The following is a 24,761-nucleotide window of genomic DNA, read 5'->3' on the forward strand; positions in this document are numbered from 1 at the left end:
CGCAGTCCATCAAGTAGCCTTATGTTAAAGACCGGCCTACATCTGCGCCTGGGTCAAAACCTCACCATGACCCCCCAGCTTCAGCAGGCTATCAAGCTGCTGCAGCTGTCCACACTCGAACTGACCACCCAGATCCAGGAGGCCCTGGAACAGAATCCCATGCTGGAAGTCGAGGAGGAGGCCGAAACCACGGCGAGCGCCTCCGAAAACGGCAACGGTCAATCCCTCTCCGAGGAAAGCGAAAACCTGGGCACCACGGCGGAAGACACCATCCCCGAGGACCTGCCGGTGGACAGCCAGTGGGAGGACATCTACGACCTGCCCACCCCCCTGGTCGGCACCCCCGATTACGACGCCCGCGATCCGATCGATTATCAAAGCGGCGACGAGGAGACCCTCCAGGACCACCTGCAGTGGCAACTGGACATGACCTCGCTGAGTGAACAGGACCGCGCCATTGCGAGCACGCTGATCGACTCCATCGACGAAAACGGCTATCTGCAGGACTCCATCGAAAGGATCCACGCCGCGCTCGCGCACGACCTGGACGTGGACCTGGACGAAGTGCTGGCCATGCAGCACCTCATCCAGCATTTCGACCCCATCGGCTGCGGCGCCCACGACCTGCGCGAGGCACTGCTGATCCAGCTGGGGCAGTTCCCCACGGACACCCCCTGGCTCGCCCAGGCCAAGACCCTGGTCGACGCGCATCTGGACCTGCTGGCGGCACGCGACACCCGCAAGCTCAGCCGGCTCCTGAAGGTGAACGAAGATGACCTGCAGCCGATCATCGAGCTGATCCAGGGCCTGAATCCGCGCCCCGGCAGCCTGGTCGGCAGCAGCCGCACCGAATACATCGTGCCCGACGTCTATGTGCGCAAGCTCAGCGGCCACTGGCAGGTCGAACTGAATCCCGAGATTTCCCCCCGCCTGCGGGTCAACCCGCTGTATGCCAGTTTCGTCAAGCGCGCCGACACCAGCACCGACAACCAATACCTGCGCAATCATCTGCAGGAGGCGCGCTGGTTCATCAAGAGCCTGCAAAGCCGCAACGAGACCCTGTTGCGGGTCGCCAGCGCCATCGTCCAGCACCAGCAGGCCTTCCTCGAATACGGCGAAGAGGCCATGAAGCCGCTGGTGCTGCGCGACATCGCCGAAGAGCTCGAAATGCACGAATCCACCATTTCGCGCGTCACCACCCAGAAATACATGCACACGCCCCGCGGGGTGTTCGAATTCAAGTACTTCTTCTCCAGTCATGTCGGCACCGCCGACGGCGGGGAATGCTCGGCCACGGCCATCCGCGCCATGATCCGCAAGCTGGTGGCCGAGGAGGACTCGGGCAAACCCCTGAGCGACAGCCGGATTGCGACTATCCTCAAGGAAAGGGGGATACAGGTCGCCCGCCGCACGGTAGCCAAGTACCGCGAGGGCATGAACATCGCGCCTTCCAACGAGCGCCGTCGACTGGTCTGAATGCTGACACATGAACCGTCTTAATACGCCCGCCGTCACTGACTGGCCCTGCCGCCCGGCAGTGCCCGCGGGCGTGTTGTCGTCCAACGGGAATCAGTCATGCCCTTTGCGATTCCCGTTCGGGAAGCCTGAGGCTAGACTTCCCGCCTCCAACCACAGGGTACAACGCAGGCCACGAGGCCTATCAAGAGGAGTAACCACAATGCAACTCGATCTCACAGGTCACCACATGGACATCACCCCCGCCCTGCGCGACTACGTCACGGACAAAATGGGCAAGCTCGAACGCCATTTCGATAACGTGATCGACGTCCACGTGGTCCTTTCGGTCGAAAAACTCCGCCACAAGGCCGAGGCAAGCATCCTGGTCAGCGGCAACAAGCTGTTTGCCGACGCCGTTGACGAAGACATGTACGCCGCTATCGACGCTCTGTCGGACAAGCTGGATCGCCAGGTACTGAAACACAAGGACAAGGTTCAGGATCATCACCGGGCTGAAGGCTCTCACCGCAACCAGGCCTCCTGACACCTGCATCATGAACATCGGCGATCTACTCAGCTCCGAACGGGTCTGTTACGACCTGAACGCGAACAGCAAGAAGGCGGCACTGGAGGCCCTCAGCAAGCTGCTCGCGGACGACGACTCGTCTGCCATCGAGATCTTCGACGGACTGATCGGCCGTGAACGCCTGGGCAATACCGGGCTGGGCAAAGGCATTGCCATACCCCATGCCCGGATTGCCTCGGCGAAACACCTCAAGGCCGCACTGATCAAACTGGCGCAACCCATCGATTACGACGCCGCGGACCATGTCCCGGTCGACATGCTGTTCTGTATGCTGGTGCCGGAAGAGGCCAGCCAGGAATACCTGAATGTCATCGCCGCCATCGCCTCCCTGTTTTCCGATGCGGAAGCGGTCGAACACCTGCGCTCGGCGGGTACCGCCGAGGCCATGCTTAACCAAGTTGCGAGCCGCAAGGTCAGCGACGCCGCGTGAGTGACGACATGAGCAAAGCCATCTCTGCACGTTATCTGTTCGATACCATGCGGGACCGGCTCAAGCTCTCCTGGGTCGCCGGTCATGAAGGTGGCGACCAGATACTCGAACAGGAAGTGGTCAAGCAGGGCGGCGCCTCCCTGCTCGGCCACCTCAACCTGATTCATCCGAATCAGATTCAGGTCATCGGCGAAGTCGAGATGGCCTACCTGACCCGTCTGCGCAAGAACTCGCTGCAGGACACCTACGAAGAGCTTTTCCACAGCAAGCCCGCCATCATCCTGATGGCCGACGGCGAAAAGCCGCCCAAGTACTTCCTGCAACTCGCCGACCGCTACCAGGTCCCGCTGTTCAATACGCCGATGCCTGGATACGAGGTCATCTCGATCCTGCGCTATTACCTGACCAACCGCATGGCGGAATCGACGACCGTGCACGGCGTCTACATGGAGGTCATGGGTATCGGCGTGCTGCTGGCGGGTGAAAGCAGCGTCGGCAAAAGCGAGCTTGCGCTCGACCTGATCAACCGCGGACACCGCCTGATCGCGGACGACTCGCCGGTGTTCGCCCGCATCGCGCCGGACATCCTGCACGGCTCCTGCCCGGAGGTGCTGCAGGACTTTCTCGAGGTGCGCGGCCTGGGCGTGCTCAACATCCGCTCCATGTACGGCGACAACGCCATCAAGAACGGCAAGTACCTGCGTCTGATCGTGCATCTCAAACACTACCGCGAGGTGCGCATGAGCGAAAACGACCGTCTGCAGGGCAGGGTCCGCTATCGCGAGATCCTGGGGCTGCAGATTCCCGAGGTCACCATCCCGGTGGCGCCGGGGCGCAACCTCGCGGTGCTGGTCGAGGCCGCCGTACGCATCCACCTGTTGCGCGAAGGCGGCTACAATGCCGGCAGCGACCTCGCGGACCGTCAGCAGACCATCATGAACAGAACATGAAGCTCGTTATAGTCAGCGGGCTTTCGGGATCAGGAAAAACCGTCGCACTGCACGCCCTCGAAGACGAGGGCTACTACTGCGTCGACAACCTACCCCTCGGTCTGCTCACCGCCTTCGTGGATGAACTGCTGGAACGCAAATTACGCCTGTACGATCAGGCTGCGGTGGGCATCGATGCACGCAGCGGCGTTGAGGAACTGGAACGCTTTCCCCAGATCGTCGAGGAGATCCGCTCACGCGGCGTCGACCTGGACATCATCTTCCTGCAGGCCGAGGTCGAGACGCTGCTCAAGCGTTTCAACGAAACCCGGCGCAGACATCCCCTGAGCCGCAAGGGACTCCCGCTGATCGAGGCCGTGCATCTGGAGCGCAGCCTGCTGACGCACATCTCGAACTGCGCCGATCTCATCATCGACACCACGCGCACCAACGTACACGAACTCAACAGCATGTTGCGCCAGCGTGTCGGACTGCGCGAGACCGGCAACCTTTCCATCCAGTTCCAGTCGTTCGGCTTCAAGCACGGCACGCCGGCCGATTCGGATTTCGTATTCGACATCCGCTGCCTGCCCAACCCCCATTGGGAACCGCGCCTGCGCCAGCATACCGGCCTGGACCAGCCCGTGATGGATTTCCTGGAAGGGCACGCGCTGGTCGAAAAGATGTTCAGCATGATCACGCGCTTTCTGGAAACCTGGCTGCCGGAATTCGAGGCCGGCAACCGGCGTTACCTGAGCGTATCCATCGGCTGCACCGGCGGCCAGCACCGCTCCGTCTACATGGCGGAACGCCTCGCAGCCCATTTTCGCGGCGGCTACGGGGAACAGGTCAACGTACGCCATAGAGAACTCAACTAGCACCCTGTCCCGGTTCAGGGCAAACTAGGCACGCCATGTCGGTTGGACTGCTCATCATTACGCATAATCTGCTGGGGGAAGACCTGCTCAGCACGGCCCGCAACATGCTGGGCCGCTGTCCGCTGAAGACGCGCACCCTGGCCATTTCGCTCAATTGCGACCCCGAGCGGCAGCATCAGCGCGCCCAGGAATACTGCCAGGAAGTGGACGAGGGCGACGGCGTGCTGGTGCTCACCGACATGTTCGGATCCACCCCGAGCAATATCGCATCGCGGCTGTGCAACGAGAACGTCCGGGTCATCGCCGGTCTCAGCCTGCCCATGCTGGTGCGTATCTTCAACTACCCGGACCTCGACCTCGACGCCCTGGCCGCCAAGGCCATCAGCGGCGGGCACGACGGGGTCGTTATCTGCAGCCAGACATAACCATGCCGAGCAAGGACATCGCCATCGTCAACAAACTCGGTCTGCACGCCCGCGCGGCAGCCAAGTTCGTCAACCTCGCCTCCCAGTTCGCCGCGGATATCGAGGTGGAAAAATCCGGCCAGCGCGTCAACGGCAAAAGCATCATGGGCGTCATGATGCTGGCCGCCAGCCAGGGCTCGACGCTGCGCCTGCACGTCAGCGGCAAAGATGAAGAAGAAGCCCTGCAGCAACTCGAAACGCTGATCAACGACCGATTCGGCGAATCCGAGTAACCATCGACAACGCTCGGCCATTCCAGTATTTTCCTAGATTGCCCAAGGATCGGGTACTCAACAAAAACACGACAAGACCGGAGCCCGGGCATGACAGGGGCGAACGGCTGAGGATGGGAAATAGTTCATGAGTCTACTGCTGGACGGCATAGGAGTTTCGCGTGGCGTTGCCATCGGCAAGGTGCGCCTGCTCGAGCGCAATCAGCCCGAGCTGTACGAATATGCCATTCCCGACAAGTTCATCGATGCGGAAGTACGGCGCTATCGGTCGGCCTTGAAAAAGGCCGCCGCCCAGTTGAGTGATATCCGCAACCACATCCCCGACAAAGCCCCCGCGGATGTAGCCAGCTTCATCGATGCGCATCTGTTGATGCTCAACGACAGTCTGCTGGCGGAAGCGCCGGTGGAAATCATCCGCACGCAGAACTGCAACGCCGAATGGGCGCTCAAGCTGCAGCGTGACAAGCTGGTTGCCGTCTTCGATGAAATGGAAGATCCCTACCTGCGTACTCGCAAGGACGACATCGAGCACGTCATCCGCCTTATCCAGATGATCCTGCTGAATCAGGAAACCCGCGAGGACATGCTCTCCAAGAGCCTGCGCGGACACATCGTGGTCGCGGACGAGTTGACGCCGGCCGATGCCGTCATGCTCGAACACCAGAACGTCGCGGGCTTCATCACCGAATACGGCGGACCGCTCTCACATACCGCGATCCTCGCCCGCAGCCTGGGCATTCCCGCCGTAGTCGGCATCCACAATGCCTGCCGCCTGCTCGCCGAGGAGGAGTCCATCATCCTCGACGGCGGCGCCGGCATGATCATCGCGGGCGCGGATGCCGGCATCCTGCGCCATTTCCGCAAACGCCAAGAGGCCTTCCGGCGCCAGCGCCGCGAACTGGACAAACTGCGTAACCTGCCGGCACGCAGCCTCGACGGGGTCGACATCACCCTGCACGCCAATATCGAATTGAAGGAGGACCTGCGCGCACTGCGCCAGGTCGGCGCGCTGGGCGTGGGCCTGTATCGCACCGAATTCCTGTACATGAACCGCGACACGGAACCCGACGAGGACGAACAGCTGCGGGTATACCGTCAGGTGGTGCGCTCCCTGGACGGCAAACCGCTGACCATCCGCACACTCGATCTGGGCGCCGACAAGGAGTGCGGAACTGAAATCGAAGGGGCGCTGGCACCCAACCCCGCCCTCGGGCTGCGCGCCATCCGCCGTTCGCTGAAGGATGCCGGCCAGTTCATGCCTCAGCTGCGCGCCATCCTGCGCGCGGCCGCCAACGGGCCGGTGCGACTGATGTTTCCCATGCTGACCAGCGTGCAGGAACTCGATCTCGCCCTGGAACTGGTGGAACAGGCCAAGGCGGAGCTGCGCAGTGAGCGCAAACGCTTTGACGAAAACCTGGCGCTGGGCGCGATGATCGAGGTGCCTGCGGCGGCTCTGGTCGCGGATGCCTTTGCGGAACGGCTGGATTTTCTCTCCATCGGCACCAACGACCTGATCCAGTACACCCTGGCGATCGACCGGATCGACGAAGAGGTCAACTACCTCTACGACCCGCTGCATCCTTCCGTGCTGAAGCTCATCCACATGACCCTGCAGGCAGGCAGCGATGCCGGCACTCCCGTTTCGATGTGCGGTGAAATGGCGGGCGATCCCCGCTATACCCGCCTGTTGCTGGGGCTCGGGCTGCGGGAATTCAGCATGCAGCCCGCCACCATGCTGGAGGTGAAACGGGTCATCCAGAACACCCGCATCGACACCCTCGCCAAACCCACCAAGCGCATCCTGCGTACCCACGACTCACGCACCATCCACGCCCTGCTCGAGGAACTGAACGAAGGTCTCGTACTCACATGAGCCGTACCCGCACCGCATGCGGAGAAAGCAGTAACCGGCGCTGGTGCAGGGCAACATGATCGATTGCCGGGCTTCGGACCGGCAGTCCGTATCAATCGCGGCATCGCCCTTGTTACACTGAGCGGCTGAGTATCCACTTTTTCCCGAGGGCGCCCCATGGCCGAAACCGAGATTCGGACCAAGACCGAGCATCTGCTTGAGCACCTCGCCTCCGTCTTCGAGGAGGGCGCTATCCGCAGCGGGGCCCTGGATGCGGTGCGTTCCATGCTCAATGCGCTGCATCCGGCCGAGATCGCCCATCTGCTCGAGACGCTGCCGCCCGCCCGGCGCGAACTGGTCTGGGAACTCGTCGATTCCGAAAACGACGGTGAAGTGCTGGTCCATCTGGGTGACGAGATCCGCGCCAGCCTGATCCGCGAGATGGACACGGAGGAGCTGCTCTCGGCCATCCGCGACCTCGACCTCGACGACCTCGCCGACTTCATCCAGGATCTGCCCGCCCAGGTCATGGCCGAGACCCTGGAGGCCATGGACAAGCAGGACCGCCACCGCCTGGAGTCCGTGCTGTCCTATCCGGAAGACTCGGCCGGCGGCCTGATGAACACCGACACCATCACGGTGCGCGCCAACGTCACGCTGGACGTGGTGCTGCGTTACCTGCGCCGTCATGGTGAGCTGCCGGAGGCCACCGACAACCTGATCGTGGTCAACCGCTTCGACAAGTATCTGGGCATCCTGCCGCTCTCGGTGCTGGTGGCCAGCGAACTGGACAACACGGTGGCCGAGGTCATGAATCAGGGGATCGAACCGATCCCGGCAGACATGAAGGCCGGGGGAGTGGCCAAACGGTTCGAGGACCTGGACCTGATCACCGCGCCGGTGGTCGACGAAAACGGCCGCCTGCTCGGTCGTATCACCATCGACGACGTGGTGGACCTCATCCGCGAGGAGGCGGAACACGCCGCGGTCACGCCGATGACCGGCCCAACCGAAGAGGACCTGTTCGCGCCCATCTGGCCCAGCACGCGGCGGCGTGCCGTCTGGCTTGGCATCAACCTCGCCACCGCCTTCCTGGCCTCCTGGGTGATCGGCCGGTTCGAGGGCGCCCTGCAGCAGCTCGTCACGCTGGCCGTGCTCATGCCCATCGTCGCCAGCATGGGCGGGATCGCCGGCACCCAGACCATGACCGTGGTGATCCGCGCCCAGGCGCTGGGGCAGGTGGCCTCCTCCAGCCTGCGCTGGCTGTTCCTGAAAGAGATTTCCGTCAGCCTGCTGAACGGTCTGCTATGGGCCCTGGTCGTCGCTCTGATTGCCGTATGGTGGTTCGGCAACGATCAGATCGGCGGCATCATCGCCCTGGCCATGATCATCAACCTCCTCAACGCCGGCCTGGTGGGTATGGTCCTGCCCCTCATCATGCGCCGCATGGGCATCGACCCCGCCGTGGCGGGGGCCACCATCCTCACTACCTTCACCGACGTGGTGGGCTACGCCTCCTTCCTCGGCCTGGCCACGCTACTCATCGTCCGGCATCACACCTGAGGACGATTAACCGCGTTTAAGTGCCGTGCCCAGCAGGCCATGCTGCTTGGTGGGCGCAACGGGCTGACGCTCGAAGTCTTGTACCAGCGTGTCCAGCGCCAGCAGAATACGGCGCAGCAAATCGTCGTCGGGACCCGGCATGCCCTCCTCCTCGGCCACCGCCACCTCCGCCGCATCGTATTCCCAGGCACTCAGGATCTGGATCTTCTGATCCAGGGTCAGATCGGGATGATCGACGACCTCCTCCGGGCCGGCAAAAACCGCGGCGGGATCGCGAAAGGCCTGTTCCAGCCTTTCTCGCGTCATGTGTACTTGGTCAGTCATGGACACTCTCATACGTGTTGGGCAGAAAACAGGCCGCATGCGGCCCGAATAAGCTGCCCGCTTGCGCTCAAACCTTGCCTCGTAACGCAGGTGATGGCCGAACGGCTCGATTTTCGCTGCTTCGCTCATAACGGGCTTTAGCTTTACCATGGCCAGGCAACGGCGGCGGCGATATGCTGCGGCACAGCCGTCTGCCAGACGCGGCATGGCTCCCCAGTGTTTAACCCAATACGCGGAAATTGCAACGTGAATCGGGCCGGTGGATTTGGCCGGCAAGACCCATTGCCCATAACGGACCTTAAGTGATAGCCGGAACCTATGATCCATATTTTCACAATCAATTAGCCTTAAATATAAGCGATTACTAATATTTAAGACGTCCCAACCACATCGCATCATTCAGGAGACGTCATGGAAAACGTAGAGAGCAATGCCCCGGGCATGCCCCGGATCAACGAACCGGCCCCGTACTTCGAGGCCAAGACCACGCACGGCGTGAAAAAGCTGTCGGACTACAAGGGCCGCTGGCTGATCCTGTTCTCACATCCGGCCGACTTCACCCCGGTGTGCACCACCGAGTTCACCGCCTTCGCCAGGCACTACGACGAATTCCAGGCCAGGAACTGCGACCTGCTGGGGCTGTCCATCGACAGCATCTATTCCCACCTGGCCTGGGTGCGCAACATCAAGGAGAAGTTCGGGGTCGACATCCAGTTCCCGATCATCGAGGACCTGAGCATGGCGGTGGCCAAGGCCTACGGCATGATCCACCCCGGCGCGGGCGACACCTCCGCGGTGCGCGCGACCTTCATCATCGACCCCGAGGGCGTATTGCGCGCCATGGTGTACTACCCGATGACCAACGGCCGCTCGATCCCCGAGTTCCTGCGTCTGCTCGAAGCCCTGCAGACCTCTTCGGCCAACGCCTGTGCCACGCCCGAAGGATGGCAGCCCGGCGACAAGGTCATCGTACCGCCGCCGCAGACGGCGGAGGCTGCCGAGGCACGAGCCGGTGAAGGTTACGAGTACACCGACTGGTACTTCAGCAAAAAAGAACTCGGCTGATCCTGGCGCCAGGCCTCGAGCCGGCTGCAACCCCGTCCGCGGCGTGCCATGGCACGCCGCGGCTTTTTGTAGGCTATGCTGTTCAGGGTCCGCACCCGGCGGCAGCGGGATGAGGTCACTGCGCCATGCGACCAAACCGCCACACCCGGGCGTTGTCAGACTAAAACCACGAACAGCAGACGGTCACCCATCATGTCCGAAAAACCCATAGCAGTCGTGACCGGTGCCAACCGCGGCATCGGCCTGGAAACCTCCCGTCAGCTTGCCGGCAAGGGTTATCACGTCATCCTGACGGCACGGGCCACCCTCAAGGGCGAGCTGGCTGCGCAGAAACTGCGCGACGAGGGACTCGACGTCGAGTTCCAGACTCTGGACGTCACCGCACTCGACAGCATCAAGCGGCTGGCGCAGTACATTCAAAAAGAACACGGTCGGCTCGATGTGCTGGTGAACAATGCAGGTATTTTCCCCGACCCTTCGCCCGGCGAGCCTGAAAGCAGCGCACTCAAGGCGGATATCGAAATCCTGCGCCAGGCCATGGAAACCAACACTTTCGGGGCGCTGCGGGTATGCCAGTCCCTGGTTCCGTTGATGCAGGGGCGGCGCGGACGCGTCGTGAACATGTCGTCCGGCATGGGACAGTTGTCGGAGATGAACGGCTGCTGCCCCGCCTATCGCCTCTCCAAGACGGCGCTCAATGCCGTGACGCGCATTCTCGCCGACGAACTCCAGGACACGGGGGTCAAGGTCAACTCGGTGTGCCCCGGCTGGGTGCAGACCGATATGGGCGGACCCAACGCCACGCGGACGGTGGCCGAAGGGGCCGATACGGTGGTGTGGCTGGCGACCCTGCCCGAGGACGGCCCCAGCGGCGGATTCTTCCGCGACCGCGAACCGATCCCCTGGTGAGGGTTTCGTTAGGAGTTAGGCGAAGTGTAGTACCCACGCCTTACGCCTTACGCCTTACGCCTTACCCTTAATACCACTTGCGGGACCGGAACAGCCACAGCATGACGAACATGATCACGATCATCAGCCCGAGGATGAACCAGAAGCCGTGCGACGAATGCAGCAGGGGCTGGTCCTCGAAGTTCATGCCGAAGATGCCTGCAATCAGATTCAGCGGCAGGAAAATGGCCGAAATCACCGTCAGGACCTGCATGGTTTCGTTGGTGCGCTGACTGGACACGGAAAAATAGATCTGCACCAGCGACTCGATGTCCTGCTCCAGTGAGCGCACGTGCCCCAGCACGCGCTGCAGATGCTCTTCGACGTTGCTGAAGCGCACCGCCAGGTGATCGGATATCAGGAAATCGGTGTCCAGACGCCAGCTGGACAGGACGTTCAACTGCCCTTCCATCTGCAATTCGAAGCGCCGCAGCTGACCGCGCATGTCCATCAGACGCCGCCATTCGGTGAAGTCGTTGCGCTCGTCCAGCAGGCGCGACTGCCAGTTTTCCAATTGCAGGGACAACGGCTCGCGCAGCGCAAGGAATTCGTCCGCGAGAAAGGTCAGGATCAGCGAAAGCAGATTGACCGGACCGTCCGGCGCCCGCATGAGGCCAGCGGTCAGCCGTTTCTTCAACCGGTCCAGCACCGGCTCCGGACCGGTCCGGATCGTGATGAGCACCTTCTCGGACAGATAAATGGAAATGGAGCGGGTCGCGGTCAGCGACTCCTTGGCGCCGGGAATCAGGCTGCGCAGCACCAGCAGCTCGTATTCCGCCGTGTAGTCATAAATGGGCGGATGCTGGCGGTTGGTACTGTCCCACAGGTGTTCCTCGTGTATGTGCAATCCGGTGAGCTGGCCGACCCGCTCCGGCCAATTGGTCTCCCCCGGGAAAAAATCGAGCCATACCAGATCACAGTCGGCAACCTCCTCGCGCGACCTCAGATCCGCAATGACCTTGCCGTGTTGGAAACCTGTCAGTTCCATATCATGCTAGCCTATTTGTCAGCTGCATCCGTTACCAGCAGAATCGAAAACGATACAACAAACCGCCGACGACACCGCCGGCTTCCACGGGATTGTACGCGAACAGCCGATGCTATACTGAGCCGGCAGGCGGTTATTGGACAACCTCAGGATGAACTTCCAGCCCGAAACAATGGACGACGTCAGTCAGGTCATCGAGGATCGCGCCTACTTAAAGAGCATCGTTGACACTGTTGGTGTCGGAGTTCTGATCCTCGATGAATCGAAAGAGTTCATCTACGCCAACCTAACCCTGCGCAGCTGGCTGAGCCGCTCCCTGGAAGAGCTGCGCACGCTGCCTACGAGTGCCTACCATCGGCAAAGCCCGGCAGCGAATACCACGCAGATTCACAACACCATCATCGACTCAGGACGCTGGGAAGGCGATGTCTGTCTGATTTCCGCCGACCAGGAAGAAATCCCCTGCCGCCTTGTGGCCCATAAGGTACAAACCCAGCTCGACGGACGCCGGACCCTGGTCGGGGTCTATACCGACCTGCGCGAACTCAAGCGCTCCCGGGAACGCGAAAACCTGTTGGTGGACATCATCCAGGAGCTGTCCACCCGCACCGACCTGGAAGGGGTCGCCCGGCGCGCCCTGTTTCGCGCCGCGGAACTGACCGGCGGCAACGGCGGCGGTATTGCGCTCAAGGATGACGAACAACCCACCCTGAGCTACCGCTGGACGACTCACGAACACGCGGAGGGCCATCCGGAACATCGCTTCGACAAACCCTTTCCTGCCGACCAGGGGTTGGCCGGCATCGCCTTCCGCACCGGCCGCGCCCAGATCGCCAACCATTATCCCGACAGCCCGTTCGCCAATCCGTATTTCGTCGCCACCGGCATACGCAGCCTGATCGTGGTGCCGATCCTGGACAAGACCCAGCCGCTGGGCGCACTGAGCATCGTCAGCTTCACCAACGACGAAGCCTTTGGCGAAGATCAGATTCCGCTGCTCGAATCCATTGCCCGCCAGCTCAGCGAGGCGTTGCAGTTCCAGCGCCTGCTGGACAGCGCACGCAGTTCCGAAGCCCGCCTGCGCGGCGTCATCGAGGCCGTCCCCGGCGTCATCTACACCACCCCGCTGCCCGACCTCAACCCGCACTATTACAGCTCGCGCGCCTACGACCTGTACGGCATCGACGTGCAGGAAATGAATACCGATTCGCAAAGCTGGATCGAACGGGTTCATCCCGACGACCGGGACAAATACCTGGACCGGATCCGCAAGGCGATTGACGGCGCCACCAATGAGTTCCTGATGGAATACCGTATCTGGAACAAAACCCGTCGCGAATGGGTGTGGCTGCGCAACCATGCCTACATCGAACACGACGCAGATGGACGCGCGGTTTTCGCCACCGGGTTCATCCAGGACGTCACCGACCGCGCTCTGGCCGAACAGGCCCTGCGCGAGGCGGAACATTTCACCCGCCTCGCCCTCGACAGCATGTACGACCTGTTCTACGTCATCGGCCTGGACGGACGCTTGCTGCGCTGGAACCGCACCTTCAGCACCCGTACCGGCTATACGGACCAGGAAATCTCCCGCATGCTGCCGACCGATTTCTTCAACGAAACGCACAAGACCTCCATCGAGACCGCGATCAAGGAAACCATCGTCACCGGCAGCGCATCCATCGTCCTCCCGCTTTATACCCGCGACGGCCAGGAAATCATGCACGAATTCCACGCCGTGGTGCTGCGCGACACCAACGGCAACGCCATCGGCCTGGTCGGCACCGGCCGCGACATCACGCGTCAGCTCGAAGACGAGGCCCAGCTGCAGTACATCGCCCAGCACGATCCGCTGACCGGCCTGCCCAACCGCCTGCTGCTCAGCGACCGCGTCGCCCACGCCATCAAGCGTGCGCGCCGCGACGACACCATGCTCGCCCTGCTGTTCCTGGACCTGGATCGCTTCAAGGAGATCAACGACACGCTGGGACACGCCTGTGGCGACCAGCTGCTCAAGAGCGTGACCGAGCGCATCTGCGACACCCTGCGCGAGGACGATTCCGTCGCCCGACTCGGCGGGGACGAATTCATCATTCTGCTCGAGGGTCTGCACGCGATCGACGATGCCGAGGACATGGCAGAACGCCTCCTCACCTCGATCGAACAGCCCCTGCAACTCGATGATACGCAGCTGGTCGTCACCGCCAGCATCGGCATCAGCTTCTTTCCGAAGCACGGCACGGATTTCGACGACCTGCTCAAACACGCCGACACCGCCATGTACGCCGCCAAGGAATCAGGCCGCAACAGCGTGCACACCTACACCAAGGAGCTCAGCCTCAAAGCGCGTCACCGTTTCGACCTGGAGCACGCGCTGCGCGCCGCGATCGAAAACGAGGATTTCCATCTCCACTTCCAGCCCAAGATCGATGCCGCGAGCGGGCGCTGCGTAGGCGCCGAAGCGCTGCTGCGCTGGCTGCACCCCGAGGAAGGCAATATTCCGCCGGACCGTTTCATTCCGGTCGCGGAAACCACCGGGCTGATCATTCCGCTGGGCGAATGGGTGATACGCACCGCCTGCCGTTCCGTTTTCGAATTCAACCAGGCGGGCTTTCCGGATCTGACGCTGTCGCTCAATCTGTCCGGGCGGCAATTCGTCCAGCGCGATCTGCAGCAACGCATTCTCGACCAGATCGTCACGGCAGACATCTGCGCCGCCAGCATCGAGCTGGAATTGACCGAGAGCTTTCTGATGACCCATCCCCAGGCGCGCGCCATGCTGTTGTCACTGCACGAGGCAGGCATCCGGCTCGCCATCGACGACTTCGGCACCGGCTACTCCTCCCTGAGCCAGCTGAAGCTCTTCCCGGTTTCCACCCTCAAGATCGACCAGTCGTTCGTACACGACGTGGTCACGGACCCCAACGACGCCGCCATCACCAGCGCCATCATCGCCATGGGCCACAGCCTCGACATGACGGTCTGCGCCGAAGGCGTGGAAACGCAATCGCAATTGGAATTCGTGCGCGAACAGGGCTGCGACACCGTCCAGGGATACCTGTTCGCCCCGGCCATGCCCAAGGACGAGTTCCTCGCCTGGGCCAGGGGCCATCAAAGGGATTAAGGCGAATACCTCAGGCGCTGTCCGGTGCGTTATACCGCACCGCATCCAGGAACAAATCCACCAGCCGGTCAGTCAACGCATCCAATGAAATCTCGTTGAAGCGGTCGTGCGGGTCGAGGCACTTGGTCAACAAGGCCTCGCGAATCATGCCCTGATACATCAATCCCGCCGCCCGCTTGTCCAGGGCGGGGATCTTCCCGCTCTGCTCCAGCTCCCCCAGATTGAACTCGATGTAATCGGTAAACGTCTTCCAACGGTTGTTGAAAAACGCCCGCGCCGCCTCATTGCCTTCCAGCATGCTGTGCAACTCCATGCGCAGCAGCTCCGGCCGCCAGGCGATACTGCCCACGAACACCCGGGTCAGGGCACGCAGCACGGCGGCAAAATCCGATTCGGTTTCCACCACCGCTTCCACGTAGTCCTCGCGGGTACCGGAGAGCTCTTCCAGCACCGCCTCGTAGAGCTGCTCCTTGGAGCTGAAGTGGCGATACAGCACCGCCGGACTGACGCCGACCTCGCTGACGATCTGGTCGACCGAGACGCCATGAAACCCCTTATCGGCGAACAGGCGGCCCGCCACCTCGACGATCGAGGCGCGCCGTTCGGGTGCACTGAGTCGTTTGCGCATATCAGACATCGAGCGGGTGCGGTGGGAATAGCCTACCACCCCACCGCACGCCTTTCGTCGTGTCTTCAGTGCTTGCGGATATAAAAAACGAATTCGCCGCCGCCCTGCTCCTGTTCAACCAGTTCGTGCCCGGTCTGTTTGCAGAAGGCCTCGAAATCCTTCACCGCACCGGGATCGGTGGCGACCACCTTGATGACCTGGCCGGCCTGCAGCTCGGTAATGGCCTTCTTGGTCTTGAGGATGGGGAGCGGGCAATTGAGACCCGCGGCATTCAATTCTGAGTCAAAGCCTGTCATGGCACACCTCCTGAAAAGGTATCGGATCGATGACAACAACCAGCCACAAGTTAGTGACCGTTTACTTATATACGACTAAGACATACATCTGTCAACCTGTGCCATAATCACCCAGGCAAACGCCCGGACGACGACTGCCGTCTTATCCATGTCTTTTCACATCGATACGAACATCTACAACAGGAGAACCACCATGGCCTTGATCGCAACCGTACCCCTCGAATCCGCCCAGGACGATGTAGCCGAAATCTACCGCCAGGCGGAAAAAATACTGGGCGGCGTTCCCAACGCCCTGTCGATCATGAGTGTCAGCCCGCTGCTGCTCAAACAACAATGGGAATACATTGCCTATAACGCCAGCCAGCGGAGTTTCACCCAGCCCTTGCTGGCGATGATTCGCCTGCTGGTTTCCCAGGAAAACAATTGCGAGTACTGCATCGGTCTGAACACCGGCCTGCTGATCAACCGCTTCGGACTCTCGCAGGAGCAGGTGGACGCACTCAGGAAAGACCCCTCGAGCGCCCCGCTGGACGAACGCGAAAAAGCCATGCTGCAGTTCGTCCTCAAAGCCGTGGGGCGGCCTTCAGAGGTGAATGCCGACGACATCGGGGCCATGCACGATCTGGGTTGGGGTGACGGCGACATCCTGGATGCGGTAACCCATGGCGCCCGGATGCTGGCCTCGGATGTGGTCTTCAATGCCTTCAAGCTCGAAGCGGACTACTGATACCGGCCTGTCCTGAATCCAAAGCCCCCCGGCTGCCCGCCGGGGCAGCGCGTAAAGCGAGGCCTAAATAGAACGCCGCGGGCGTTAGATGGTATTCATTGGCTCCCGGCACGCGGGCCATTGCGCCCCCATGCCCCGTTCGCCAATATGGGAGGCCAGTGAACCATGACGCCAAGACCATGCACATCACGCGCTGCGGCTGGGCACCGGCCAACAACCCGCTTTATCTGGACTACCACGACCACGAATGGGGGGTGCCCAACCATGACGACCGCCACCTGTTCGAGATGCTGATCCTGGAGGGCGCCCAGGCGGGTCTGTCCTGGGCGACCATACTCAACAAGCGGGAGAACTACCGCCGCGCCTTCGAAGGATTCGACCCCGCCAAGGTGGCACGCTATACGAACGCCGACAGGCGGCGGCTGCTGGATGACGCCGGCATCGTGCGCAACCGGCTCAAGATCGACGCGACCATCAACAACGCGCAGCGTTATCTGGACGTCCTGGAAGAATACGACTGCTTCGCGGATTTCATCTGGCAGTTCGTGGACGGCAAACCGGTCCAGAATGCCTGGCGCACGCTCAAGCAGGTGCCGGCCTCGACGCCGATATCGGATGCCATGAGCCGGGAACTCAAACGGCGCGGCTTCAAGTTCGTCGGCTCGACCATCTGCTACGCTTACATGCAGGCCGTCGGCATGGTGAACGACCACACCACGGACTGTTTTCGGCACGGGCAGCTAGGCGGGAAGTAGCGTAAACGCGCCGGTTCAGGCCGCCTCGTTGCCGGCCTCGGGGACCTGATACCGTGCCAGCGCATCGAGATGCCTCATCGCCTTGCGCATCTGCTTGCCCATGCGGCGCGACAGGCTCAAAAACCGCAGGGCCGTGCTCAGGGTTTCGGCGCTGATCTGCGCACCCGCCGCCAGCGCCAGCAGACGGTCCTTGACCTCGTCATGCGTCTGTTCCTCGGTGGAATAGAGATTTTCGTATGCGGTTGCATCGTACTTTTCCGGTTCGCCATTCAGCTCCAACAGACGCGACAATGCGGTCAGCCAGACATCCATCGGTTCCTTGAGCCCGGTCTCGTGCGCCGTGCGCAGTTCCACGCGCAGCTCCGCCAGTTCGACACACAAATCCGTCACGTTCAGGTAGTACTGAACGATACGCATGGATTCTTCCAGGCTGACCGCAATCTCCTTCGGCAAGGTTTCGCGCGACGCCGAGGAGCTGAAACGGCTGATGGCGGCAAGCCGTTGATCCAGTGCCAGGCGGCGCCGGTTCAGGGGATGGACGTCCCGCGTGGCGGCATGAATGGACTGCATGCCCAGCCCGGTAATCATCGGCGCGACGAGGCCGAGCTCCTTGATCAGGGCGGTGCGGGCAAGATCCGGCATGGACGCGATGTTGCCGTCCAGATAATGCGGGCGTGCCTCATCCTCCTCGGCGGTCCGGAACCGGCGTAACAGAAAACGCTGCAGCGGATCGCTGAGCGGCACCATGAGCACCACCCCCAGCAGATTAAACAGGGTATGAAACAGCGCCAGGGTCGTGGTCGCATCCAGGCCTTCATGGGTCAGCCGCTGCAGGGCGGGCACGACATAGATGAACAACGGCAATATGGCCAGTGCGACAATCCCCGTGATGAGATTGAAGGCCACGTGCGCCGAAGCCACCCGTTTGGCGGCCGGTGTCGCACCCAGCGATGCGATGAGCGCGGTGGACGTGGTACCGATGTTGGCGCCGATCACCGCCGCGGCCGCCGCCTCGAGCGGCAGCAGACCGCCCTGCACGGCCGTCAGCAGCACGGCCATGGACGCGCTGGACGACTGCATGACCATGGTCATCAGCATGCCGATGGCGACCATCAGCACCAGATCGGGCAGTCCCGCCGACGCCGGCACCAGCAGGGTCTCGCCGGGACCGTGCGCGGCAAAAGCCGTGCGCAGCACCTCGATGCCCATGAACAGCAGACCGAAACCGGCCAGCGCCCCACCCAGCGAACGGGTGCGCTCCCCGCGCGCGAAGATTCGCAACAAGGCACCTATGCCGATCACCGGCAGGGCATAGGCGTCGATCTCGAGCTTGAAGCCCAGCAGCACGACCAGCCAGCCGGTCATGGTGGTGCCCACGTTGCTGCCGAACATCACCCACAGGGACTGGGCCAGGGTCAGCAGACCCGCGTTCACGAAGCCGATGGTGGCCATGGTCACCGCGCTGGAGGACTGCACCAGCGCGGTGAGGGCCAGCCCGGAGACGAAGCCCCGCTTTTTGTTCCGCGTCCAGGTGCCGAGCACATGCTCCAGCGTATGGCCGGCCGCGAGCTTGAGCCCCTCGGTCAACAGCCACATGCCAAGCAGGAACAGTCCCAGGCCGCCGACGGCCTGCAGTCCCAGATGCAACCAGACACTCATGCGCCGTCCCCGCCGGTGCCGGAGGCGATGTGATTGGCAGTGGGTTCAGGGAAGCGCGGCGGGCCGCCCCTTACCGTGTTCGACCCACCCTGCGCTCTCGCCATGCATGCTCCTTTGTGCGTGGCATGAGATGCCTCTGCCGCGCCCTATGATCTTAACAAAACGGACGCGGCAGATAGACGGCGGCTAGCGGTCGTATTCGGGGCTCGCCAGGATATGGTGGATGCTCAGATCGGCGCCCTGATATTCCTCCTCCTCGGTCAGGCGGATACCCACCGTCGCTTTGAGTACGCCGTAAACCACCAGCCCGCCGATCAACGCGATCGCACACCCCAGAGCAGTACCGATCACCTGCGAACCGAAAGACACGCCGCCCAGCCCGCCGAGCGCCTTGAGCCCGAAGATACCGGCGGCAATCCCGCCCCAGGCGCCGCACAGTCCGTGCAGAGGCCAGACGCCCAGCACGTCGTCGATCTTCCAGCGGTTCTGGGTCAGCGTGAACAGCCACACGAACAGGCCGCCGGCCACCGCGCCGGTGATCAGCGCACCCACCGGATGCATGATGTCCGACCCCGCGCACACCGCGACCAGACCGGCCAGCGGCCCGTTATGCACGAAACCCGGATCGTTGCGGCCGATGACCAAAGCCGCGAGCGTGCCGCCCACCATGGCCATCAGCGAATTCACCGCCACCAGGCCGCTGATGTTCTGAATCTCCTGAGCGGACATCACGTTGAACCCGAACCAGCCGACGCACAGGATCCAGGCGCCCAGGGCTAGAAAGGGAATGCTCGACGGCGGATGCGAGTAGATCTCGCCGTTCTTGCCATAACGGCCATGCCGCGGGCCGAGCACGAGCACCGCGCCGAGCGCGATCCAGCCGCCCATCGCGTGTACCACGACAGAACCGGCGAAGTCGTGGAACGGGTAACCGAAGGCACCCGTCAGCCAGTGCTGAAACCCGAGGTTGCCGTTCCACACCAGCCCCTCGAAAAACGGATACACCAGCGCCACCAAGATCAGGGTCGCCAGCAGTTGAGGTACAAACCGGGCGCGCTCGGCGATGCCCCCGGAGATGATGGCCGGGATGGCTGCCGCGAAGGTAAGCAGGAAAAAGAACTTCACCAGATCGTGGCCGTTCCCGGCCGCCAGCGTCCCTGCATCGTGCATAAAGTTGGTGTGATAGGCGATGTAATAGCCGATAAAGAAGTAAGCAATGGTGGAAACAGAAAAGTCGGTGAGGATCTTTACCAGAGCATTGACCTGATTCTTGGCACGCACCGTACCCACCTCGAGAAAGGCGAAACCGGCATGCATGGCCAGTACCAGGATGGCACCCATGAGAACGAAAAAGGTATCGACCGCGGTGTTCAGATTTGACATTGGCGTTGACCTGAAATGGAGCACAAAGATGGCGAGTCTAGGGCAACGCAGCGAATAAGGCACCATTCTAGGGCGTATCGAACAGAAAATCAGTGGCTTATAGAGGCATCACCGGACGCGTAAATGCACCGGAAGCGCGCGAAGCGCTATTTGAAATGATGGCGGTTACGCCAGTTGTTGACGAGAAAGGCGGCGCTGCGATGTCCGCCGCGGGCCGCACGGTTGTACCAGTAACGGGCCTGGCGCTCATCGACAGTCTGCCCCAGCAGGCCACGGCGCAACACCTCGCCCAAGCGGTACTGGGCCTCGGCATCGCCGCGAAAAGCGGCCATCGAAATGGACTCGTATCGCTCGCCCGGGAGCGGATGGTAGGGACCGGACATGGTAATTAACGGATTGGGATAGCGGCGGCCGTATCCTTACGCCTTACGCCTCACCAACTTCACGTCTTCGGCAAGGTCACGCCCTGTTGCCCCTGGTACTTCCCGCCGCGGTCCTTGTAGGAGGTCTCGCAAACCTCGTCGGATTCCAGGAACAGCATCTGCGCCACACCCTCGTTGGCGTAGATCTTGGCCGGCAGCGGCGTGGTGTTGGAGAACTCCAGCGTCACGTGCCCTTCCCACTCCGGTTCGAGCGGGGTCACGTTCACGATGATGCCGCAACGGGCGTAGGTCGACTTGCCCAGGCAGATGGTCAGCACCTTGCGCGGAATGCGGAAGTACTCGACCGTGCGGGCCAGGGCGAAGGAATTGGGCGGGATGATGCACACGTCCGACTTCACGTCGACGAAGCTCTTTTCGTCGAAGGCCTTGGGATCGACGATGGCGGTGTTGATGTTGGTGAAGATCTTGAACTCATCGGCGCAGCGTACGTCGTAGCCGTAGCTGGAGGTACCGTAGGACACGATGCGGTGGTCGCCGTGATGCCGGATCTGACCCGGCTCGAAGGGCTCGATCATGCCCTCGTTTTCCGCCATGCGTTGAATCCACTTATCGGACTTGATTGACATAAACGCCCCGCGCGCCGACGGGGCGGTCGCCCGCCCCGGTTTGAATGGGATCAGTTGTTCTGGATGACGATATTCGGGAATTTCGAGCTGTAGTCCTTCGACTGCGCCGCCAGCTTGGCCGCCATGTGGCGCGCGATCTCGCGGTAAATCTCGGTCACCCGGCTTTCGGGCGCCGCTGCGACCGTCGGTCGGCCGTTGTCCACCTGCTCGCGGATGTTGATGTCCAGCGGCAGTGCACCGAGGAAATCCACGCCGTAATCCTGGGCCATGCGCTCGCCGCCGCCCGTGCCGAAGATGTGCTCTTCGTGGCCGCACTGGGAGCAGATGTGGATGCTCATGTTCTCGACGATGCCGAGCACCGGCACCTCGACCTTCTCGAACATCTTCAGCCCCTTGCGCGCGTCCAGCAGGGCGATGTCCTGCGGGGTGGTGACGATCACCGCGCCGGAAACGGGGATGCGCTGCGACAGGGTCAGCTGGATGTCGCCGGTGCCGGGCGGCAGATCGATGATCAGGTAATCGAGGTCACCCCAACGGGTGTCGTTCAGCAGTTGCTCCAGCGCCTGGGTGACCATCGGCCCGCGCCAGATCATGGGGGTGTCCTCCTCGATCAGGAAACCGATGGACATGGCCTTCACACCGTAGTTTTCCATCGGTTCCAGCGAGCGACCGTCCTTGGACTCCGGCTTGCCGTGGATACCCAGCATGCGCGGCTGGCTGGGGCCGTAGATGTCGGCGTCGAGTATGCCCACCTGGGCGCCCTCGGCGGCCAGCGCCAGGGCCAGATTGACCGCGGTGGTGGATTTACCGACCCCGCCCTTGCCGGACGCGACGGCGATGATGTTCTTGATGCCGGCCTGGGGCTTGAGATTTTTCTGCACGGCATGCGGGGTGATGTTCCAGCCGATCCGGACATCGATATCGTTCGCCCCCTCGATCCCGGAAAGCGCCTGCCTGACCTCTTCCGTCAGGCGATCGACCAGTCCCTTGGCGGGATAGCCCAAGCCGATCTGCACGACCACCCGGCCGCCCTCGACGTTGATATCGCGGATCTCGCCGGCCTCGACCAGATTCTTGCCCAGGTACGGGTCCTGGACATTCTTGAGTGCTGTCTCAACCTGCAGGCGTGAAACTTCGGCCATGGTTTTGCTACCTCGGGTGTTCACTTAACTTTCATCAGGGGCGGGCATTCTACACCAACACCCCACCGTTCTTCGAAACCCCGCACCCCCGTGCGCGGAATACCCGACCGCTCCCGGCGCGCTGGAATAACCCCGCCTTTCGTCTGGCAAGACAAGGCGCATACTGTTAACTTATCCGACTTTTCCCGCACGCACGATTCGATCCTCGCAATGAGCGACGCCCAACGCAAAATCCTGGTCACCTCCGCCCTGCCCTACGCCAACGGGCCGATTCACCTCGGCCACCTGGTGGAGTACATCCAGACCGACATCTGGGTGCGCTTTCAGAAGCTGCGCGGACACCAGTGCCTGTATGTCTGCGCCGACGACAGCCACGGCACGCCCATCATGCTCAAGGCGCGCCAGGAAGGCATCGAACCCGAGGCGCTCATCGAGCGCATCGGCCAGGAGCACCGCGAGGATTTCGCCGACTTCCTGATCCACTTCGACAACTTTTACACCACCCACTCCGAAGAGAACCGCGAGTTCGCCACGCTGATCTACCAGCGCCTCAAGGAGAAAGGCCACATCGTCACCCGCACCATCAGCCAGGCCTATGACCCCGTCGCCGGCATGTTCCTGCCCGACCGGTTCATCAAGGGCGAATGCCCGCGCTGCGGGGCCAAGGACCAGTACGGCGACTCCTGCGAGGTCTGCGGCGCGACCTATACCCCCGCCGATCTCAAAAACCCGGTCTCCGCCATCTCGGGCGCCACGCCGGAATACCGCGATTCGGAGCATTACTTCTTTCGCCTCAGCGACTTCGAGGACGGCCTGCACGAGTGGGCCGCCCGCGGCCACGTGCAGCCGGAAATCGCCAACAAGCTCAACGAATGGTTCGAAGCCGGTCTGTCCGACTGGGACATCTCGCGCGACGCCCCCTACTGGGGCTTCGAGATCCCCGACGCCCCCGGCAAGTACTTCTATGTCTGGCTCGACGCCCCCATCGGCTACATGGCCAGCTTCGAGAATCTGTGCCGCCGCGAAGGCCTGGACTTCCACGCCTGGTGGGACAAGGATTCCGACCGCGAGCTATACCACTTCATCGGCAAGGACATCGCCTACTTCCACACCCTGTTCTGGCCGGCCATGCTGAGCGGGGCCGGCTACCGCCGCCCGACCGCGGTGTGGTGCCACGGCTTCCTCACCGTCGACGGCACCAAGATGTCCAAGTCGCGCGGCACCTTCATCAAGGCGCGCACCTACCTGGAACATCTGCATCCGGAATACCTGCGCTATTACTTCGCCGCCAAGCTGGGCGCGGGGGTGGACGACATCGACCTCAACCTGGAGGACTTCGTCGCCCGCGTGAACAGCGACCTGGTCGGCAAGGTGGTCAACATCGCCTCGCGCTGCGCGGGTTTCATCAGCAAGCTTTCCGGCGGCCGTCTGGCCGACGAACTGCCGGAGCCCGATCTTTATAAACGCTTCGTCACCGCAGGCGAGGAGATCGCCGCGCTGTACGAAAAACGCGAATTCGGCCAGGCCATGCGCGAGATCATGGCCCTGGCGGACGTCGCCAACCAGTACATCGACGCCCAGAAGCCCTGGGTGCTGGCCAAGGAGGACGGCCGCGAGGCCGTGGTGCAGGCCATCTGCACCCAGGGGCTCAATCTCTACCGGGTGCTGATCACCTACCTCAAGCCCGTGCTGCCGCGCATCGCGCGCGAGTCCGAGGCCTTCCTCGCCGCCGGCGAGCTGACCTGGTCCAGCCCGGCGGAACCCTTGCTCGGCCAGACCATCAATCCCTTCAAGCCCCTGCTCACGCGGGTGGACCCAAAAGCCATAGACGCCATGACCGAAGACAGCAAAGCCACTCTGGAAGCCACCGATACCGCCAAACCAACCGTCAGCGGCCCGCTGGCCGACGACCCCATCGCCGCCGAGATCAACTACGACGATTTCGCCAAACTCGACCTGCGTGTGGCGCGCATCGCCAAGGCCCAGCACGTGGAAGGGGCCGACAAGCTGCTGCAGCTCACCCTCGACCTGGGCGGCGAGACCCGCAATGTGTTCGCCGGCATCAAATCCGCCTACGCCCCGGAAGACCTGGAGGGCAAACTTACGGTGATGGTCGCCAACCTGGCGCCGCGCAAGATGCGTTTCGGCGTGTCGGAAGGCATGGTGCTGGCCGCCGGGCCGGGCGGCAAGGATCTGTTCATCCTCAACCCGGACGAAGGCGCCCAGCCCGGCATGCGGGTGAAATAGACCGGCGCGCCGGCATATCGCGGGGCACGGCACTGCAACCATACCCCATTCCCGCTGGTCCAAAAGCTGCTAA

24 protein-coding genes are annotated in these 24,761 nt (G+C 62.3%); 15 read left to right on the forward strand and 9 right to left on the reverse strand.

Features of this window, described 5'->3' with window-relative positions; translation table 11 throughout:
* Window positions 1-21 precede the first annotated feature (21 nt).
* The 9 genes from P8Y64_01745 to mgtE all read left to right on the forward strand — a co-directional run bounded on the left by P8Y64_01745 (window position 22) and on the right by mgtE (window position 8,393).
* Window positions 22-1,476 (forward strand): RNA polymerase factor sigma-54, encoded by a 1,455-nt coding sequence (locus P8Y64_01745; protein MEJ2059197.1) that lies wholly within the window; start codon window positions 22-24, stop codon window positions 1,474-1,476.
* A gap of 202 nt (window positions 1,477-1,678) precedes the next feature.
* Window positions 1,679-2,002: a ribosome-associated translation inhibitor RaiA gene (raiA, locus tag P8Y64_01750; protein ID MEJ2059198.1), complete on the forward strand. Its 324-nt coding sequence runs from the start codon at window positions 1,679-1,681 to the stop codon at window positions 2,000-2,002.
* 10 nt (window positions 2,003-2,012) lie between these two features.
* Entirely contained in the window at window positions 2,013-2,474 is a 462-nt protein-coding gene (locus P8Y64_01755; protein ID MEJ2059199.1) for a PTS sugar transporter subunit IIA, read from the forward strand.
* Between the two features lie 8 nt (window positions 2,475-2,482).
* Window positions 2,483-3,424: an HPr(Ser) kinase/phosphatase gene (gene hprK / locus P8Y64_01760; GenBank protein MEJ2059200.1), complete on the forward strand. Its 942-nt coding sequence runs from the start codon at window positions 2,483-2,485 to the stop codon at window positions 3,422-3,424.
* Window positions 3,421-4,281 (forward strand): RNase adapter RapZ, encoded by an 861-nt coding sequence (gene rapZ / locus P8Y64_01765; protein ID MEJ2059201.1) that lies wholly within the window; start codon window positions 3,421-3,423, stop codon window positions 4,279-4,281. Before hprK ends, rapZ begins: the two co-directional genes overlap by 4 nt.
* A gap of 35 nt (window positions 4,282-4,316) precedes the next feature.
* Window positions 4,317-4,706, forward strand: coding sequence for a PTS fructose transporter subunit IIA (locus tag P8Y64_01770; GenBank protein ID MEJ2059202.1), 390 nt, complete (start codon window positions 4,317-4,319; stop codon window positions 4,704-4,706).
* A gap of 2 nt (window positions 4,707-4,708) precedes the next feature.
* Complete coding sequence (locus P8Y64_01775; GenBank protein MEJ2059203.1) at window positions 4,709-4,978, forward strand: HPr family phosphocarrier protein; 270 nt, start codon at window positions 4,709-4,711, stop codon at window positions 4,976-4,978.
* Between the two features lie 127 nt (window positions 4,979-5,105).
* Entirely contained in the window at window positions 5,106-6,851 is a 1,746-nt protein-coding gene (gene ptsP, locus P8Y64_01780) for a phosphoenolpyruvate--protein phosphotransferase (protein ID MEJ2059204.1), read from the forward strand.
* 156 nt (window positions 6,852-7,007) lie between these two features.
* Window positions 7,008-8,393, forward strand: a complete 1,386-nt coding sequence (mgtE, locus tag P8Y64_01785; GenBank protein MEJ2059205.1) for a magnesium transporter — start codon at window positions 7,008-7,010, stop codon at window positions 8,391-8,393.
* 6 nt (window positions 8,394-8,399) lie between these two features.
* Here the strand turns inward: mgtE and P8Y64_01790 are convergent, their stop codons facing one another.
* Entirely contained in the window at window positions 8,400-8,717 is a 318-nt protein-coding gene (locus P8Y64_01790; protein MEJ2059206.1) for a hypothetical protein, read from the reverse strand.
* 411 nt (window positions 8,718-9,128) lie between these two features.
* Between P8Y64_01790 and P8Y64_01795 the strand changes: the two genes are divergently transcribed.
* Both P8Y64_01795 and P8Y64_01800 read left to right on the forward strand, forming a co-directional pair.
* Window positions 9,129-9,782 carry a peroxiredoxin gene (locus tag P8Y64_01795; GenBank protein MEJ2059207.1) on the forward strand — a complete coding sequence of 218 codons (654 nt, stop codon included), beginning with the start codon at window positions 9,129-9,131 and terminating at the stop codon, window positions 9,780-9,782.
* A gap of 192 nt (window positions 9,783-9,974) precedes the next feature.
* Window positions 9,975-10,691, forward strand: coding sequence for an SDR family oxidoreductase (locus P8Y64_01800; protein ID MEJ2059208.1), 717 nt, complete (start codon window positions 9,975-9,977; stop codon window positions 10,689-10,691).
* Window positions 10,692-10,758: 67 nt separating this feature from the next.
* On the opposite strand, the gene P8Y64_01805 is transcribed toward P8Y64_01800, so the two are convergent.
* Window positions 10,759-11,718, reverse strand: a complete 960-nt coding sequence (locus tag P8Y64_01805; GenBank protein ID MEJ2059209.1) for a magnesium transporter CorA family protein — start codon at window positions 11,716-11,718, stop codon at window positions 10,759-10,761.
* 151 nt (window positions 11,719-11,869) lie between these two features.
* Here P8Y64_01805 and P8Y64_01810 point away from each other — a divergent pair, with 151 nt between their 5' ends.
* The gene (locus P8Y64_01810; protein MEJ2059210.1) at window positions 11,870-14,842 is read left to right on the forward strand and encodes an EAL domain-containing protein; all 2,973 of its coding nucleotides are present in this window, start codon (window positions 11,870-11,872) and stop codon (window positions 14,840-14,842) included.
* 10 nt (window positions 14,843-14,852) lie between these two features.
* Here the strand turns inward: P8Y64_01810 and P8Y64_01815 are convergent, their stop codons facing one another.
* Both P8Y64_01815 and P8Y64_01820 read right to left on the reverse strand, forming a co-directional pair.
* Window positions 14,853-15,470, reverse strand: a complete 618-nt coding sequence (locus P8Y64_01815) for a TetR/AcrR family transcriptional regulator (protein MEJ2059211.1) — start codon at window positions 15,468-15,470, stop codon at window positions 14,853-14,855.
* Between the two features lie 65 nt (window positions 15,471-15,535).
* Window positions 15,536-15,766, reverse strand: a complete 231-nt coding sequence (locus P8Y64_01820; GenBank protein MEJ2059212.1) for a sulfurtransferase TusA family protein — start codon at window positions 15,764-15,766, stop codon at window positions 15,536-15,538.
* Window positions 15,767-15,959: 193 nt separating this feature from the next.
* Here P8Y64_01820 and P8Y64_01825 point away from each other — a divergent pair, with 193 nt between their 5' ends.
* Both P8Y64_01825 and P8Y64_01830 read left to right on the forward strand, forming a co-directional pair.
* Window positions 15,960-16,493, forward strand: a complete 534-nt coding sequence (locus tag P8Y64_01825) for a hypothetical protein (protein ID MEJ2059213.1) — start codon at window positions 15,960-15,962, stop codon at window positions 16,491-16,493.
* Window positions 16,494-16,672: 179 nt separating this feature from the next.
* A complete protein-coding gene (locus P8Y64_01830; protein MEJ2059214.1) occupies window positions 16,673-17,248 on the forward strand; it encodes a DNA-3-methyladenine glycosylase I in 576 nt (191 codons plus the stop codon).
* A 15-nt stretch (window positions 17,249-17,263) separates the two neighbouring features.
* Here the strand turns inward: P8Y64_01830 and P8Y64_01835 are convergent, their stop codons facing one another.
* From P8Y64_01835 to apbC, 5 genes are all read right to left on the reverse strand, one after another.
* Complete coding sequence (locus P8Y64_01835) at window positions 17,264-18,907, reverse strand: Na/Pi symporter (protein ID MEJ2059215.1); 1,644 nt, start codon at window positions 18,905-18,907, stop codon at window positions 17,264-17,266.
* A 186-nt stretch (window positions 18,908-19,093) separates the two neighbouring features.
* Complete coding sequence (locus P8Y64_01840) at window positions 19,094-20,290, reverse strand: ammonium transporter (GenBank protein ID MEJ2059216.1); 1,197 nt, start codon at window positions 20,288-20,290, stop codon at window positions 19,094-19,096.
* Window positions 20,291-20,436: 146 nt separating this feature from the next.
* Entirely contained in the window at window positions 20,437-20,622 is a 186-nt protein-coding gene (locus tag P8Y64_01845) for an SEL1-like repeat protein (GenBank protein MEJ2059217.1), read from the reverse strand.
* A gap of 110 nt (window positions 20,623-20,732) precedes the next feature.
* A complete protein-coding gene (gene dcd, locus P8Y64_01850) occupies window positions 20,733-21,299 on the reverse strand; it encodes a dCTP deaminase (protein ID MEJ2059218.1) in 567 nt (188 codons plus the stop codon).
* 50 nt (window positions 21,300-21,349) lie between these two features.
* A complete protein-coding gene (gene apbC / locus P8Y64_01855; protein ID MEJ2059219.1) occupies window positions 21,350-22,441 on the reverse strand; it encodes an iron-sulfur cluster carrier protein ApbC in 1,092 nt (363 codons plus the stop codon).
* A gap of 210 nt (window positions 22,442-22,651) precedes the next feature.
* Here apbC and metG point away from each other — a divergent pair, with 210 nt between their 5' ends.
* Window positions 22,652-24,688, forward strand: coding sequence for a methionine--tRNA ligase (gene metG / locus P8Y64_01860; GenBank protein ID MEJ2059220.1), 2,037 nt, complete (start codon window positions 22,652-22,654; stop codon window positions 24,686-24,688).
* Window positions 24,689-24,761 lie beyond the last annotated feature (73 nt).

Source organism: Gammaproteobacteria bacterium (assembly GCA_037388465.1).
In the GTDB taxonomy this organism is placed as follows: domain Bacteria; phylum Pseudomonadota; class Gammaproteobacteria; order SpSt-1174; family SpSt-1174; genus JARRKE01.